15 protein-coding genes are annotated in these 14,493 nt (G+C 70.2%); 7 read left to right on the top strand and 8 right to left on the bottom strand.

All coding sequences use genetic code 11. The features are described 5' to 3' along the window. Nucleotides 1–320: 320 nt before the first annotated feature. On the top strand, nt 321–968 hold the full coding sequence (locus ACIRC0_RS15590) for a class I SAM-dependent methyltransferase (RefSeq protein WP_403616260.1): 648 nt from the start codon (nt 321–323) through the stop codon (nt 966–968). A 104-nt stretch (nt 969–1,072) separates the two neighbouring features. After that, nucleotides 1,073–2,026 carry an FG-GAP repeat domain-containing protein gene (locus ACIRC0_RS15585; RefSeq protein WP_403616257.1) on the top strand — a complete coding sequence of 318 codons (954 nt, stop codon included), beginning with the start codon at nt 1,073–1,075 and terminating at the stop codon, nt 2,024–2,026. Between the two features lie 58 nt (nt 2,027–2,084). Here the strand turns inward: ACIRC0_RS15585 and ACIRC0_RS15580 are convergent, their stop codons facing one another. Then, nucleotides 2,085–2,369 (bottom strand): DUF397 domain-containing protein, encoded by a 285-nt coding sequence (locus tag ACIRC0_RS15580; protein WP_403616255.1) that lies wholly within the window; start codon nt 2,367–2,369, stop codon nt 2,085–2,087. Then, nucleotides 2,351–3,184, bottom strand: a complete 834-nt coding sequence (locus ACIRC0_RS15575) for a helix-turn-helix domain-containing protein (RefSeq protein ID WP_403616252.1) — start codon at nt 3,182–3,184, stop codon at nt 2,351–2,353. The genes ACIRC0_RS15580 and ACIRC0_RS15575 overlap by 19 nt, the downstream gene beginning before the upstream one ends. A 364-nt stretch (nt 3,185–3,548) precedes the next feature. Here ACIRC0_RS15575 and ACIRC0_RS15570 point away from each other — a divergent pair, with 364 nt between their 5' ends. The 3 genes from ACIRC0_RS15570 (at nt 3,549) to ACIRC0_RS15560 (ending at nt 5,488) form a co-directional block, all read left to right on the top strand. After that, nucleotides 3,549–3,770, top strand: a complete 222-nt coding sequence (locus ACIRC0_RS15570) for a hypothetical protein (RefSeq protein ID WP_403616249.1) — start codon at nt 3,549–3,551, stop codon at nt 3,768–3,770. Between the two features lie 44 nt (nt 3,771–3,814). Further along, nucleotides 3,815–4,561 carry a DNA repair protein RecO gene (gene recO, locus ACIRC0_RS15565; protein WP_200417284.1) on the top strand — a complete coding sequence of 249 codons (747 nt, stop codon included), beginning with the start codon at nt 3,815–3,817 and terminating at the stop codon, nt 4,559–4,561. Nucleotides 4,562–4,654: 93 nt separating this feature from the next. Beyond that, nucleotides 4,655–5,488 carry an isoprenyl transferase gene (locus tag ACIRC0_RS15560; protein ID WP_403616247.1) on the top strand — a complete coding sequence of 278 codons (834 nt, stop codon included), beginning with the start codon at nt 4,655–4,657 and terminating at the stop codon, nt 5,486–5,488. Nucleotides 5,489–5,504: 16 nt separating this feature from the next. Here ACIRC0_RS15560 and ACIRC0_RS15555 read toward each other — a convergent pair whose 3' ends face one another. Further along, nucleotides 5,505–6,152 (bottom strand): response regulator, encoded by a 648-nt coding sequence (locus tag ACIRC0_RS15555; protein WP_403616244.1) that lies wholly within the window; start codon nt 6,150–6,152, stop codon nt 5,505–5,507. Beyond that, nucleotides 6,149–7,300, bottom strand: a complete 1,152-nt coding sequence (locus ACIRC0_RS15550) for a sensor histidine kinase (RefSeq protein ID WP_403616521.1) — start codon at nt 7,298–7,300, stop codon at nt 6,149–6,151. The genes ACIRC0_RS15555 and ACIRC0_RS15550 overlap by 4 nt, the downstream gene beginning before the upstream one ends. 161 nt (nt 7,301–7,461) lie before the next feature. On the opposite strand from ACIRC0_RS15550, the gene ACIRC0_RS15545 reads away from it, so the two are divergent. Continuing rightward, nucleotides 7,462–9,357 (top strand): multicopper oxidase family protein, encoded by a 1,896-nt coding sequence (locus ACIRC0_RS15545; protein WP_403616242.1) that lies wholly within the window; start codon nt 7,462–7,464, stop codon nt 9,355–9,357. Between the two features lie 197 nt (nt 9,358–9,554). Here ACIRC0_RS15545 and ACIRC0_RS15540 read toward each other — a convergent pair whose 3' ends face one another. The 4 genes from ACIRC0_RS15540 to ACIRC0_RS15525 form a co-directional block, all read right to left on the bottom strand. Next, complete coding sequence (locus ACIRC0_RS15540; protein WP_403616239.1) at nt 9,555–9,977, bottom strand: Fur family transcriptional regulator; 423 nt, start codon at nt 9,975–9,977, stop codon at nt 9,555–9,557. 184 nt (nt 9,978–10,161) lie between these two features. Next, complete coding sequence (locus ACIRC0_RS15535; protein WP_403616237.1) at nt 10,162–11,064, bottom strand: metal ABC transporter permease; 903 nt, start codon at nt 11,062–11,064, stop codon at nt 10,162–10,164. Next, nucleotides 11,064–11,831: a metal ABC transporter ATP-binding protein gene (locus ACIRC0_RS15530; RefSeq protein ID WP_403616518.1), complete on the bottom strand. Its 768-nt coding sequence runs from the start codon at nt 11,829–11,831 to the stop codon at nt 11,064–11,066. Before ACIRC0_RS15530 ends, ACIRC0_RS15535 begins: the two co-directional genes overlap by 1 nt. A gap of 35 nt (nt 11,832–11,866) precedes the next feature. After that, nucleotides 11,867–12,826 (bottom strand): metal ABC transporter substrate-binding protein, encoded by a 960-nt coding sequence (locus ACIRC0_RS15525; RefSeq protein WP_403616234.1) that lies wholly within the window; start codon nt 12,824–12,826, stop codon nt 11,867–11,869. A 161-nt stretch (nt 12,827–12,987) separates the two neighbouring features. Between ACIRC0_RS15525 and ACIRC0_RS15520 the strand changes: the two genes are divergently transcribed. After that, entirely contained in the window at nt 12,988–14,370 is a 1,383-nt protein-coding gene (locus ACIRC0_RS15520) for a glycine--tRNA ligase (protein ID WP_200417275.1), read from the top strand. Nucleotides 14,371–14,493: the final 123 nt, after the last annotated feature.

Below are 14,493 nucleotides of genomic sequence, written 5' to 3'. Positions count from 1 at the left end.
GGGCCCCTCGCGGCAGCACGTCCGGGATGCTCGTTCCCCTGGGCGGGTGAAGATCGTCTGCTGACCGAGCTTCGGGCCGGCCGCCTCGCGCGGCCGGCCTCGCCGTCAGCGTGTCCGTACGAGGAGGACGTCCCCTCGTTGGTCGGTGCCGCCCGGTACCCGGCCGTCCTTCCACGAGTCGAAGGAGGCTACGCGCGCGTGCCCGTCGTAGGCGAGGTCGCGCATTGTCGGAGGTGCCCTCGGTGAGCCGTAGGTCGTCTGCCACAGGCCCCCGGAGAGTACTTTCCTGTGTCACCAAGCGCCCAGGAAAGGTATCCGCCATGTCCGACCTCGACAGCCAGGTCCCCTACTGGGATGCGGCCGCGGCCACCAAGACGTTCACCCACCCGCTCCATCTGCCCTGGTTCGACGGGATGAGCAGGGACGCGGCGATCCTCGACTACGGATGCGGATACGGCCGCAGCATGAAGGAGCTCGAACAGCACGGCTTCGGCAATCTCACCGGCGTGGACACCTCACCGGGAATGATCGACCGGGCCGGCCACCTGCACCCCACCATGCGCTTCGCGATCCTCGACACACCACCGGCCTCGCCCTTCGCAGACGCGGCCTTTGACGCAGTCCTGCTCTTCGCCGTGCTGACGGGCGTCCCCGGCGATGAAGCCCAACACCGGTTGATCGCCGAGCTGAACCGCATTCTCAAGCCCGGTGGAATGCTCTACGTCAGCGACCTTCTGCTGCAGGACGACGAACGCAACCGCAGCCGGTACCGCCGCCACGCCCGTCACTACGGCAGCTACGGCGTGTTCGAAACCGGCGACGGTGTGGTCTGCCGCCATCACTCCCGCGAGCGGCTTTCCACCCTGCTCGCCGGCTTCGAAACCGTCGACACCCGGACCATCACCGTGTCCACCATGAACGGCCATGAGTCGAAGGGGATTCAGGTCCTCGCCCGACGACCGTCCTGACGCTCACCGGGGAAATCCGGTGAGTCTTGTGAGGCCCCTGTGAGAAGCTGCCGATGACCATGCGGCATGACATGTGCCGTTCAGAAGATCGCAGGGGGACCTTCATGATCATTGCCCGACGTCGGCGTGCGTTTCGGGGCGCACTGGCCGCCACCGCCGTCACGGCCGCGATGGCCACCACGGCCGGTACGGCCTTCGCCTCCGGGGACCCGGCCGGGGCCGCCCGGACGCGTGCCGCAGCCGGGGCACAGCAGCAGGCCCGGGACGTCCAGAGCCTCGGGCCGCGCGTCCGCGCGGACGGCACGGTGGAAACGCCCAGCTTCGCGCTGACGGCCGTGCACAAGCGGACCGCCGAGCTGTACCTGTACTTCACGGACCGCAAGGGCGGCTTCGAGCCCCGCGAAGACGTGGGGGTCACCTTCGAAGCCATCGCCGACTCGATCGATGTCGACAACGACAAGGACGGGTGGAGCGACGGCACCTGGTACCTCTACAAGGACGGGAAGCTGGACTACCTGTGGATCGATGACCACCTCGACATGCACACCAACCATGTCGGCACGGGCTGGAACATCTACACCACGGTCCTCTCCCCCGGAAACCTCGGCGGAGCCAAGGAGGCCGACCTCATCGCCGTCGACAAGGCCGGTGTTCTGTGGGAGTACCTCGCCTACCCGGACGGAAAGCTCACCTCGCGGAAACGTGTCGGCCAAGGCTGGGGCCAGTACACCCAGATCGCCGGCCAGGGTGATCTGACCGGTGACGGAAAGGCCGACATCGTCGCTCGGGACAAGTCCGGCGTCCTGTGGCTCTACAAGGGCACCGGCGACTACAAGGCCCCGTTCGCGGCCCGTACGAGGATCGGCGGCGGCTGGAACATGTACGACCGGCTGCTGTCGGTCGGTGACCTCGATGCCGACGGAAAGCCGGACCTGATCGCTCGTAAGCCGAACGGCGACCTGTACCGGTACTCGGGCACGGGCACGGGCAACACCCAGTCCGTGTTCCAGAAGCCGGTCAAGATCGGCAGCGGGTTCCAGGCCTATAACCTGCTGTAGCAGTACGTATCGACAAGACGGGCCGGGTCGCCGGCTCCGGCCCGTCAGCACACCGGCGTCAACTCGTGCGCGGGACCAGGTGCCCGCGCACGAACGCCGTCCAGGCGGCCGGGCTCACGAGCACCACGGGACCTCCGGGCACCTTGCTGTCCCGGACCGGGACGACATCGGGGACTCCGTCGGCGACCTCGACGCAGTCCCCGCCTTCGCCGTTGCTGTAGCTGCTCTTGCGCCAGCGGGCGGCACCAGGGAAGTCGTACGCGACCTCGACGCAGCTGCCGCCCTCGCCGTTGCTGTAGCTGCTCTTGCGCCAGCGGGCGTTGCTCAGGTCGTACTCGCGCATCGTCTGTGGTCCTCCGCCGCCGACTCGATCAGGGCCAGGGACGCCGTAGGCGAGAGCGCGGCGGCCCTGAGCAGATCGTATGCGCGCTGCGCACGCTTCACCACCGCTGGATTGTCGATGAGCGTCCCCGAAAACGAGGTCTCGGTATAGGCAGTTGGCGGCGCGTCGTCGAACTCCATCAGCTGGAGCATCCCGCTCATGGCGGTGTGCGCACCCTGCGCGTACGGCAACACCTGCACCAGCGCCCTCCGCTCCCGCGCCATCCCTGCCACGTGCTCCAACTGCTGTGCCATCGCCGCCGGCCCGCCCACCGGGATGCGCAGAACGTTCTCGTGCAACACGACCCAATACTCGGGCCTTGTAGCGTCGGCCAGGATGCGTGCCCGCTCCAGCCGTGCCGCCACCGTCTCCGCCACGTACTCGGTGGCGACGAACGGGTTGTTGGCGAGCGTCACGGCGCTCGCGTAGTCCGCCATCTGCAACAACCCCGGCACCAACGTAGGCGCGAACTCGCAGATCTTCGTGGCCGTCCGCTCGAGCTCCACCACCTCCGCGAAATAGTCCGCGTACCGTGCGTCATCGATGAGCTTTCGCCACGTCCGCTCGAAAAAGCCCTCGGTTTGCAGGACCTCGTCGATGCGCTGTGCAACGTCCAACTGAGGTTTGCGAATCGCCTGTTCGAATTGGCCGATGTAGCCGCCCGAGACGAAAACTCGCGCTCCCAGCGCCGCCTGGGTGAACCCCGCGTTCTCCCGTCGCCGTTTCAGCTCGGCACCAAAGAACTCCCACGCCGCCTGCCGCGCACCGTTGGCCATGGCTCAACGCACCCCCGCTGCCTCGCACTTGTAGGGCACAGACACCTGTCGAGTGTAGATGCAGAGCGTCACCATGGAGATGCGAAGCGTGAAATTGCACGGGGAAGGGGAGCACGGTGACTGCAGTACACGTACCACTCGGGGGACGAGACTCGGCGCACCGCGTCGAAGAGGCGGAGGAGACAGTGAAGGAATTGCGGGCTGCGCTCGCGAGCGCCGGAATCACATTGCCGTCGCTCCGGCTCGACCCGGCAAGTCTGGCGCGGGAGACACCCTGTCCGCTGGTGGAATTGGGTGGCTGTTCCGTCGATGTCGCCGCCCGGCTCGCGGCGGCGCTTCGGGCGCGGCCGACGGCGGAGGCGTGATGAAGAAGAAGCCGCCGATCGGGTCGTACGCCGTCGACACCCGCAGCGGGAGGGTGGGCATCGTCATGGGGCACGAGGGCCCCTACGTACAGCTGAGACCGTACGGCGGGGGCAAGGAGTGGGACGTCGAACCGGAGGCCGTGCGCCCCGCGACGCCGGCCGAGCGCCTGCGGGCCGCCACCGCGTACGCCAACGCACGCAGCCGCGGTGAGGTCCCCTGAGGACCCGGCCCGAGGCGGGCCCGCCGTAGGCGAGAATGGACCCCATGAGTCTGTTCCGCGACGACGGCATCGTGCTGCGCACCCAGAAGCTGGGCGAGGCGGACCGGATCATCACGCTGCTCACGCGGGGTCACGGACGTGTACGCGCCGTGGCCCGCGGGGTACGCCGGACCAAGTCGAAGTTCGGGGCCAGGCTGGAGCCGTTCTCGCACGTGGACGTGCAGTTCTTCGCGCGCGGGAGCGAGCTGGTCGGGCGGGGGCTGCCGCTGTGCACACAGAGCGAGACCATCGCCCCCTACGGTGGTGGGATCGTCACCGACTACGCCCGGTACACCGCCGGGACCGCCATGCTGGAGACCGCCGAGCGGTTCACCGACCATGAGGGGGAGCCGGCCGTCCAGCAGTATCTGCTGCTGGTCGGGGGCCTGAGGACGCTCGCCCGTGGTGAGCACGCGCCGCACCTCGTCCTGGACGCCTTCCTGCTGCGCTCCCTCGCCGTCAACGGCTACGCGCCCAGCTTCGGCGACTGCGCCAAGTGCGGCATGCCCGGGCCGAACCGCTTCTTCTCGGTCGCCTCGGGCGGTTCCGTGTGCGCCGACTGCCGGGTGCCCGGCAGCGTCGTACCCTCGCCGCAGGCCCTGGAACTGCTCGGCGCGCTGCTGACGGGAGACTGGGAGACCGCGGACGCGTGCGAGGCGCGGTACGTCCGGGAGGGCAGCGGGCTCGTGTCGGCGTATCTGCACTGGCACCTGGAGCGGGGGCTGCGCTCGCTCAGGTACGTGGAACAGTAGAGCGACGCGGCGTCACAGCTGCCGGAGCGGCAGACCGACACAGCGACAAAGCGACAAAGCGAACAGACCGAAGAACCGAGGAGCGAGAAGCACATGGCCGTACGCGGGTTTCTGGGCCGCCAGCGCCGGGAGTACAGGACGCCGGAGCCGCACCCGTCCGGCGCGCGGCCGCCGAAGCTCCCCGGGGAGCTGATCCCGAACCACGTGGCGATCGTCATGGACGGGAACGGGCGGTGGGCCAAGCAGCGCGGGCTGCCGCGCACCGAGGGGCACAAGGTCGGTGCCGAGCGGGTGCTGGACGTGCTGCAGGGCGCGATCGAGATGGGCGTCGGGAGCATCTCGCTGTACGCCTTCTCCACCGAGAACTGGAAGCGCTCGCCCGACGAGGTCCGCTTCCTGATGAACTTCAACCGCGACTTCATCCGCAAGACCCGCGACCAGCTCGACGAACTGGGCGTGCGGGTGCGCTGGGTGGGCCGTATGCCCCGGCTGTGGAAGTCCGTCGCCAAGGAGCTCCAGGTCGCCCAGGAGCAGACCAAGGGCAATGACCGGCTCACGCTGTACTTCTGCATGAACTACGGCGGCCGTGCGGAGATCGCGGACGCGGTGCAGGCCATCGCGGAGGAGGTCAAGGCCGGCCGGCTCGACCCGTCGAAGGTCAACGAGAAGACGGTCGCCAAGCACCTGTACTACCCGGACATGCCGGACGTCGACCTGTTCCTGCGCCCGAGCGGCGAGCAGCGCACCTCCAACTACCTGCTGTGGCAGAGCGCCTACGCGGAGATGGTCTTCCAGGACGTGCTGTGGCCGGACTTCGACCGGCGCGACCTGTGGCGGGCGTGCGTCGAGTACGCCTCCCGTGACCGCCGCTTCGGCGGCGCGATCCCGAACGAGGAGCTGCTGGCGATGGAGGGCAAGCAGCCCTAGCGCTTTCCGGAGGCCACTACGGGCCCGGGGTGATGAGCCCCTGCTGGTAGGCCAGGGCGACCAGGTGCGCGCGGTCGCGAGCGTCGAGCTTGGTGAGAGCCCGGCTGACGTGGGTCTTCGTCGTGGCGAGGCTGATGTGGAGAGCCGCCGAGATCTCGTCGTTGCCCAGGCCCTGGGCGGCCAGGGCGACCACCTCGCGCTCCCGGTCGGTGAGTTGCGCGAAGACGCCGGGGTCCACATGCGGGCGGCGGCCACCGAGCAGGCGCCGGGCCAGCCCGGGGGAGAGCAGTTCCTCGCCGCCCGCGACCAGGCGAATGCCGTGGAGCAACTGGGCCGGTTCGGTGTTCTTCAGCAGGAACCCACTGGCCCCGGCATCCAGCCCGTCCATCAGGTAGTCGTCCTGGTCGAACGTCGTCAGGATCAGCACCCGCACCCCGGCCAGCTCCGGATCCCCGGTGATGAGACGGGTGGCGGCGAGCCCGCTCGTGCCGGGCATCTGGATGTCCATGAGCACCACGTCGGGGCGTTCGCCGCGGGCCAGCGCGACGGCCTCGTCGCCGTCCCGGGCCTCGGCGACCACGGTCATGTCCGGCTCCGTCTCGATCAGCACCCGGAATCCGCCGCGTACCAGAGCCTGGTCGTCGGCGATGAGCACGCGGATCATGAAGCCTCCTCAAGGGGCACGAGGGGCAGCGAGCAGCGCACCGCGAAGCCGCCGCCCGGCTGCGGGCCCGCGGAAAGGGAACCGCCGAGGGCGTCGGCACGGGCGCGCATGCCCTGGATTCCGCTGCCGTGGCCGTCGGGCGTTCCGCCCCGGCCGTTGTCGGTCACGGTCAGGTCCAGCCGGGAAGGGCCATAGTCGACGGCCACGCGCACCGCTGTGGCGCGGGCGTGGCGGCGGATGTTGGTGAGGGATTCCTGAAGGACGCGGTACGCGGTCAGGTCGGTCGCCGCGGGCAGCGGTCTGACGGCGCCCCGCACCGCGAGTTCGGTGTGCACTCCGGTCGCCTTCAGCGTCTCCAGCAGGCGGTCGGCCCGGGCCAGACCCATGGACTCCGAAGGTACGGCCGGGGCCGGAACGCCGCGTAACGCGCTCAGCAGCGTGCGTACCTCGTCCAGTCCCTCGTCGCTGATCCGCTTGATGGCGGTGAGCGCCTCCGCGGCCTGCGCCGGCCGCCGCTCCATCACATGGACCGCGACCCCGGCCTGCACGCTGATCGCGGCCATGGTGTGCCCGAACACGTCGTGCAGTTCGCGGGCGATCCTCAGCCGCTCCTCGGCGACCTCGCGCCTGGCCTGCTCGGCGCGCGCCTGCGCGACCTGCTCGGCGTGCGCCCTGGCCCCGGCGGCGAAGGCGCGGTGGTAGTGGATCGCGGCGCCCAGCGCGAACGAGGCGACGATCAGGGCGGCGGCGTTGAAGGACCGGTCATCGAACCAGGATCCCGTCAGCCACACCCGGGTCGCCACCAGAGTGGTGGCCAGGCACACCAGTGCCCCCGCGATCCCCCACCGCCAGCCGCGGCGCGCCGTCACGGTGTAGCACATGATCAGCGCGCCCAGTGTGATCAGGCGTCCGGGGTAGCCCGCGGCCAGCCAGCCGAGCGTGACCCCGTCGGCCACGAGCAACGTGGTGACCGGGAAACGGGTGCGCAGACACAGGGCGACGGCGCAGCCGACGGCCAGCGCGACCGCTCCCGCGTCCACCGGCCGGTCGTCACCGCCCGAGGGCCCGATGCCGCCGACCGCGAACACCAGCGTGAGGGACGCCACCGAGACGGCAGGCAGGGCGTTGCGGATCGCGGCGTGGTTCATCACGCGGTCAAGTGTCGGCTGCAGGCGCATGCGCGGGGATCCGCCCTGTGAGGTATTCGGACGATACAACTCGTACGGTATGGGTAACCCGCCCGCGGCAGTGGGAAGTTACCGGCTGCGGCCGACGTCGAGGAGCCCCCTGGCGGGGAGCATCGGATCCCATGGTGGTCTTCTTCATCCTCGGTTTCTCCGCGGCCCTCGGCCTGGCGCTGCTGTACGGGATGGCGGCGGCCCTGGGGCCGCGCGCACCGCGCCTGCGACGGGCCCTGCTGGTCCTCGCTCTGCTGCCGGTGGCGCTGCGACTCGTCGCCGGCACGGTGCTCGTGTCGGTCGACCGGCTCCTCGCGGCCGACTTCGTCCCCCTCGCGCTGCCACCGCTGGTCGCGGCCGTGTGCCTGGCACCGCCGCGCGGTCGTCCGGCCGTGTGGCGGGTGCGTGGCGCGGCCTTCGCGGCCATCGAGCACCTCCTGGTGACGTTCAGCCCGCCGGCGCCGCCGTATCTCGTCCCGGCCATGGCCGTGCCGGCGCTGCTGCTGGGGTTCGCGCTGGCCGCACGGAGGTGGGAGGCCGTCATGGCCGGTGGCCGGCTCGCGCCGAGATGGAAGGCGCTGGTGGCGTCCGGTGCCGCGCTCGCGGTGGTGGCGGCGGGCGGATGGTCCGCGGCGGCCAGCAGACTGCCCGACCGGATGTCGATGGCCTCCCACAGCTCGCACGACATGGGGCACGGGCACGGCGCGCACGGCATCGACATATCGACCCTGACCGGGCCCCGGGACCGCGAGCCGGACCGCCGCTTCACGCTGACCGCCCGGCGCACCCCGGCCACTCTGGCCTCCGGACAGCGGATCGAGGCGTGGACCTTCAACGGGCGGCTGCCCGGCCCCGAACTGCGCGTCCGGCAGGGCGAACTGGTCGAGGTGACGCTGGTCAACCGGGACGTCACCGCGGGAGTGACGGTGCACTGGCACGGCGTGGACGTGCCGAACGCGGAGGACGGCGTGGCCGGCATGACCCAGGACGCGGTCCCTCCCGGTGGCCGGCACGTCTACCGGTTCGTGGCCGACCGGGCGGGCAGCTTCTGGTACCACTCGCACCAGCAGTCGGCCGAGCAGGTCGAGCGCGGGCTGTTCGGCGCCCTGATCGTCGACCCCGCCCGGTCTTCCCCCCGCGGGGAGGACCTGGCCGTGGTCTCGCATCGCTGGACGTCCCCGGACGGGAACGTGACCGCGCTGTCCCTGGCCGGTGGCACCCCGTCCGGATCGGTGTCGCACAGGGCGGTTCGGCCGGGCGGGCAGGTACGCCTCCGCCTGATCAACGCCGACAGCCATCTGCGCGCCTTCGCGTTGTCCGGGGTGCCGTTCGCCGTGGCCGCGATCGACGGCACGGACCTGGGCGGCCCCACGCCGCTGAGGAACGAGCGGATCAGCGTCCCCGGTGGTGGCCGCTACGACCTCACGTTCACCATGCCCGACCGCCCCGTTCAGCTGCGACTCGTGCGGGGGGACGCCGGGGTGCTGCTGTCCCCCACCGGCCGGGGTGACCTGGCGCCGGCCACGCCCGGCCCGGACTTCGACCCGGCCTCCTACGGCAGGCCCGCCCCGACGCCGTTCGACAAGGGCCGCTTCGACCGCCACTACACGGTGGTGCTCGGCCAGAGCTTCGGCTTCTACGACGGCCGTTTCGCACTGCGCTGGACCATCGACGGGAAGACGTTCCCGAACGTGCCGACCTTGATGGTGCGCACCGGAGACCTGGTCAGGACGACGTTCGTCAACCGCAGCTTCGCCGACCATCCGATGCACCTGCACGGCCACCGGATGCTGGTGCTCAGCCGCAACGGCCACGCCGTCTCCGGCAGCCCCTGGTGGTCGGACACCCTGAACGTGGCTCCCGGCGAGCGCTACGAGGTGGCGTTCCGCGCCGACAACCCGGGGCTGTGGATGGACCACTGCCACAACCTGGCCCACGCCGGCGCCGGCATGACGATGCATCTGGCCTACGAGGGTTATGAGAGCCCTTACGAGATCGGCCGCGCGACCGCGAACCAGCCGGAGTGACAAAGTGGCGCTCGAGGGGCGGCCGTCGTACGCGGGGTGGGCGGTCGCGGCCGTGTTCGGCGTACTCATGGCGCTGCGGATGTGGACGCTCGCCCCGATGCCGCACTGCTGGTCGTACGACGGCGTGGGGCGGAACGACGACGGCTCCTATTCCTGCGTGCACGGGACGACATGGCGCCCTGAGCCCGCCCCGCTGCTCAGCGTTCGGACTCGGCGCTCGCGCACTCCGCGCAGGTGCCGAAGATCTCCACCGTGTGGGCGACGTTGACGAAGCCGTGCTCTGCCGCGATCGCCTCCGCCCACTTCTCCACCGCCGGCCCCTCGACTTCGACGGCCTTGCCGCAGACGCGGCAGACCAGGTGGTGGTGGTGCTCGCCGGTCGAGCAGCGGCGGTAGACGGACTCGCCGTCGGAGGTGCGCAGGACGTCGACCTCGCCGGCGTCGGCGAGCGACTGCAGGGTGCGGTAGACCGTCGTCAGGCCCACCGAGTCGCCCTTGTGCTTGAGCATGTCGTGGAGCTCCTGCGCGCTGCGGAACTCGTCGACCTCGTCGAGGGCCGCCGCGACAGCGGCACGCTGCCGGGTGGCGCGGCCCTTCACGGGCGGTCCTGCGGTGGTCACCGGTTGCCTCCTTCTTGACGGCTCGTTCGCCTGCGGGGCGCTCTGAGCCGGTGCCGGACCGTGACCGTGCTCGGCCCTTCGGGCCTCCGCGAGCCCACGACCTCGACACCGGCGCGCCCCTGGGCTCTCCGCGCCTCACGTCTGTGCCCTGCCGGGCCATTGTGCCAGCCCGGCCTGCGCGCGGTCAGACTCCGACCTCGTCGCCGGCCCCCCGAGTGGCCGGAATCGCGCACTCTGCGGGGTCCCCGGAGGGCTGCGCGGCGGCGAGCGCCCGCGCGCGTCGCCGCGCCAGCGGAGTGGCGAGGGCGGTGAGCGCGACGAACGCGGCGATGGTCAGCAGCACGATCGTCGCGCCGGGCGGCACGTCCTGGTAGTACGACGTGATCGTGCCGCCGAGGGTGACGGTCACGCCGATGGCGACCGCGATCGCGAAGGTCGCCGCGAAGCTGCGGCCGAGCTGCTGCGCGGCCGCCACCGGGACCACCATCAGCGCGGAGACCAGGAGGAGACCGACCACCCGCATCGCGACGGTCACCGTCACGGCCGCCGTGACCGCCGTCAGCAGGTTCAGGGCGCGCACCGGCAGGCCCGTCACCCGGGCGAACTCCTCGTCCTGGCTGACCGCGAAGAGCTGGCGGCGCAGGCCGAGGGTGACCAGGACGACGAAGGCCGCGAGCAGGCAGATCGCCACCACGTCGGACTGCGAGACGGTGGACAACGAGCCGAAGAGGTACGACGTCAGGTTCGCGTTGGAGCCGCCCGGCGCGAGGTTGATGAACATCACGCCGCCGGCCATACCGCCGTAGAAGAGCATCGCGAGCGCGATGTCGCCGCGCGTCTTCCCGTACCAGCGGATCAGTTCCATGAGGACCGAGCCGAGGACGGAGACGGCCGTCGCCATCCACACCGGTGAGGTCGACAGGAGGAAGCCGAGGCCGACACCCGTCATCGCCACGTGGCCGATGCCGTCGCCCATCAGGGCCTGGCGACGCTGGACGAGGTAGATGCCGACGGCGGGGGCCGTGATGCCGACCAGGACGGCGGCGAGCAGGGCCCGCTGCATGAAGGCGTAGTTCAGGAAGTCCATCAGCTCAGCAGTCCCGTGCGGATCGGTTCGGTGCCCGCGGCGTCGTGCGGGTGGACGTGGTCGTGGCCGGGCAGGGCGTGCTGGCCCACGGCCTTCGGGGGCGGGCCGTCGTGCAGTACGCAGCCGTCGCGCAGGACGACCGCCCGGTCGATCAGGGGCTCCAGGGGGCCCAGTTCGTGCAGCACCAGCAGGACGGTGGCACCGGAGGCCACCTGGTTCCTGAGCGTCTGCGCGAGCACCTCCTGGCTCGCCAGGTCGACGCCCGCCATCGGCTCGTCCATGATCAGCAGTTCGGGCTCGGAGGCGAGCGCGCGGGCGATCAGCACGCGCTGGTGCTGGCCGCCGGACAGGGCGCCCACGGAGTCCTTGGCCCGGTCCGCCATGCCGACGAGCTCCAGGGCGTGGCGTACGGCCTCGTGGTCGGCCTTGCGCAGGACGCCGAAGCGCGCCCGGGACAGGCGGCCCGAGGAGACCACCTCGGTCACCGTGGCGGGCACGCCGCCCGCGGCGGTGGTGCGCTGCGGCACGTACCCGACGCGCCGCCAGTCGCGGAAGGCGCGCCGCGGGGTGCCGAAGAGTGCGATCTCCCCGGCGCTCACCGGCACCTGGCCGATGACGCTGCGCACGGCGGTCGACTTGCCGGAGCCGTTCGCCCCGAGCAGCGCGACGACCTCACCGCGGTGGACGGTGAGGTCGATGCCGCGCAGGACCGGGCGCGAGCCCAGGTCGGCGCGTACGCCGCGCATCGATATGACGGGCTCGCCCATCGAGTCCATGGCGTCCATGGCGTCCTCCGTAGCGATCACTTGGTGCCCAGGGCGGTCTGCAGGGCCTTGAGGTTGGACTCCATGACCTGGAAGTAGTCGCGGCCGCGGGACTTCGGAGTGATGCCCTCGATCGGGTCGAGGACGTCCGTCTTCAGGTTCGCGTCCTTCGCGATGGTCTTCGCGGTCTTGTCGCTGACGAGCGTCTCGTAGAAGACCGTGGAGACGCCGTCGGCCTTGGCCATCTTCTCGAGGTCGCGGACGCGGGCGGCGCTGGGCTCGGACTCGGGGTCCAGGCCGTTGATGGCCTCCTCGGTGAGGCCGTAGCGCTCGGCGAGGTAGCCGAAGGCGGCGTGCGTGGTGACGAAGACCTTGGTCTTCGTGTTCCGCAGTCCGTCCGCGTACCGGGTGTTCAGGTCGTCGAGCTTCTTGACCAGTGCGTCGGTGTTCTTCTTGTAGGTGGCCGCGTGCTTCGGGTCCGCCTTCTCGAAGGCGGCGCCGACGCCGCCTGCGACCTGGGCGTAGCGCACCGGGTCGAGCCAGATGTGGGGGTCCTCGCCGCCGGACTCCTCGCCCTGGTGGGTGTCGTGGGCGGCCGCGTGCCCGCCGACCTCGTTGCCGTGCTTCTCCAGGGAGGTCAGCAAGGCGGCGTCGACCTTCGTCCTGATCTCGGACTGGGCCACCGCGTCGTCGACGGAGGGCTGCAGGCCCTTGAGGTAGAGGACGGCGTCGGACTCCTGGAGCTGCGCGGTCTGCTTGGCGCTGATCTCCAGGTCGTGCGGCTCCTGGCCGGGCTGGGTCAGACTGGTGACGTGGACGTACGACCCGCCGATCTGCTCGGCGAGGAAGGCCAGCGGGTAGAACGACGCCACGACGTCGAACTTGCCGCTGTCGCCCGCTGCGGCACCGGAGGAGGAGCAGGCGGAGAGGGCTCCGAGCCCGAGGGCGGTGGCCGCCGCGACCGCGGTGCCGGCTATGAGGCGTCGTCGTACGTTCATGACAGTCATTTTCATCAAACATGGAAACCGTTGTCAACAAGCTCTGGCGTGGGCTTGTGGACGGCACCGATTTGATTGAGGGGGAGCCACCGCCGGTACCCTGAAGCATTCGCTTTGAAGCGTCTCGCTTCGTCGCCCGTCGTCGTAATGAAGAGAGCACCGTGGCCGCCGACAAGATCGACACCATCGTCAGCCTGAGCAAGCGCCGTGGCTTCGTATTCCCCTGCAGCGAGATCTACGGCGGTCAGCGGGCCGCCTGGGATTACGGACCGCTGGGTGTCGAGCTCAAGGAGAACATCAAGCGCCAGTGGTGGCGCTACATGGTGACGTCGCGCGAGGACGTCGTCGGTATCGACTCGTCGGTGATCCTGGCGACCGAGGTCTGGGTGGCCTCCGGTCACGTCGCCACCTTCACCGACCCGCTCACCGAGTGCACCTCCTGTCACAAGCGCTTCCGTGCCGACCACCTGGAGGAGGCGTACGAGGCCAAGCACGGCCGCCTCCCTGAGAACGGCCTCGCGGACATCAACTGCCCCAACTGCGGCAACAAGGGCCAGTTCACCGAGCCGAAGCAGTTCTCGGGTCTGCTCTCCACCCACCTCGGCCCGACGCAGGACAGCGGCTCGATCGCGTACCTGCGCCCCGAGACCGCGCAGGGCATCTTCACCAACTTCCTCCAGGTCCAGCAGACCTCGCGCCGCAAGCCGCCGTTCGGCATCGCGCAGATGGGCAAGTCGTTCCGCAACGAGATCACGCCGGGCAACTTCATCTTCCGCACCCGCGAGTTCGAGCAGATGGAGATGGAGTTCTTCGTCAAGCCGGGCGAGGACGAGAAGTGGCACGAGTACTGGATGCAGGAGCGCTGGAACTGGTACACGGGTCTCGGCCTGCGTGAGGAGAACATGCGCTGGTACGAGCACCCGAAGGAGAAGCTCTCCCACTACTCCAAGCGCACCGCCGACATCGAGTACCGCTTCCAGTTCGGCGGCTCGGAGTGGGGCGAGCTGGAGGGCGTCGCGAACCGCACGGACTACGACCTGTCGGCGCACTCCAAGGCCTCCGGCCAGGACCTCTCCTACTTCGACCAGGAGGCCGGCGAGCGCTGGACGCCGTTCGTCATCGAGCCCGCGGCGGGTGTCGGGCGCACCATGCTGGCGTTCCTGCTCGACGCGTACGTCGAGGACGAGGCGCCCAACGCCAAGGGCAAGATGGAGAAGCGCACGGTGCTGCGCCTCGACCACCGCCTGGCTCCCGTGAAGGTCGCGGTGCTGCCGCTGTCCCGGAACCCGGAGCTGTCGCCGAAGGCCAAGGGCCTCGCGCAGGCGCTGCGGAAGCACTGGAACATCGAGTTCGACGACGCGGGCGCGATCGGCCGCCGCTACCGCCGCCAGGACGAGATCGGTACGCCGTACTGCGTGACGGTGGACTTCGACACGCTCGAGGACAACGCGGTGACGGTGCGCGAGCGTGACTCCATGAAGCAGGAGCGGGTGTCTCTCGACCAGATCGAGGGGTACCTGGCTGGTCGCCTCCTGGGCTGCTAGGCGCTGGGCGCTCGACGCGGGACGAGAACGCCGGGCGGGCTGGAGGGTCTCCAGCCCGCCCGGCGTCTTTTGTTCGGATTCGGATTCCCGGAGGTGCCGCCCGGGTGAATGTGCGGTCGGCGG

The organism is Streptomyces sp. NPDC093984, from assembly GCF_044764595.1.
GTDB lineage: Bacteria > Actinomycetota > Actinomycetes > Streptomycetales > Streptomycetaceae > Streptomyces > Streptomyces cynarae.
This window is presented reverse-complemented; position numbering and strand designations above follow the sequence as displayed.

What these genes read in the sequence shown, in the direction of transcription:
- ACIRC0_RS15560 (WP_403616247.1), top strand. Translation starts at nt 4,655, where the DNA reads ATGGCCGTACGCGGGTTTCTGGGCCGCCAGCGCCGGGAGTACAGGACG.
- ACIRC0_RS15580 (WP_403616255.1), bottom strand. Translation starts at nt 2,369, where the DNA reads ATGCGCGAGTACGACCTGAGCAACGCCCGCTGGCGCAAGAGCAGCTAC.
- ACIRC0_RS15535 (WP_403616237.1), bottom strand. Translation starts at nt 11,064, where the DNA reads ATGGACTTCCTGAACTACGCCTTCATGCAGCGGGCCCTGCTCGCCGCC.
- ACIRC0_RS15545 (WP_403616242.1), top strand. Translation starts at nt 7,462, where the DNA reads ATGGTGGTCTTCTTCATCCTCGGTTTCTCCGCGGCCCTCGGCCTGGCG.
- ACIRC0_RS15575 (WP_403616252.1), bottom strand. Translation starts at nt 3,184, where the DNA reads ATGGCCAACGGTGCGCGGCAGGCGGCGTGGGAGTTCTTTGGTGCCGAG.
- ACIRC0_RS15570 (WP_403616249.1), top strand. Translation starts at nt 3,549, where the DNA reads ATGAAGAAGAAGCCGCCGATCGGGTCGTACGCCGTCGACACCCGCAGC.
- ACIRC0_RS15530 (WP_403616518.1), bottom strand. Translation starts at nt 11,831, where the DNA reads ATGGGCGAGCCCGTCATATCGATGCGCGGCGTACGCGCCGACCTGGGC.
- ACIRC0_RS15555 (WP_403616244.1), bottom strand. Translation starts at nt 6,152, where the DNA reads ATGATCCGCGTGCTCATCGCCGACGACCAGGCTCTGGTACGCGGCGGA.
- ACIRC0_RS15585 (WP_403616257.1), top strand. Translation starts at nt 1,073, where the DNA reads ATGATCATTGCCCGACGTCGGCGTGCGTTTCGGGGCGCACTGGCCGCC.
- ACIRC0_RS15590 (WP_403616260.1), top strand. Translation starts at nt 321, where the DNA reads ATGTCCGACCTCGACAGCCAGGTCCCCTACTGGGATGCGGCCGCGGCC.
- recO (WP_200417284.1), top strand. Translation starts at nt 3,815, where the DNA reads ATGAGTCTGTTCCGCGACGACGGCATCGTGCTGCGCACCCAGAAGCTG.
- ACIRC0_RS15550 (WP_403616521.1), bottom strand. Translation starts at nt 7,300, where the DNA reads ATGAACCACGCCGCGATCCGCAACGCCCTGCCTGCCGTCTCGGTGGCG.
- ACIRC0_RS15525 (WP_403616234.1), bottom strand. Translation starts at nt 12,826, where the DNA reads ATGAACGTACGACGACGCCTCATAGCCGGCACCGCGGTCGCGGCGGCC.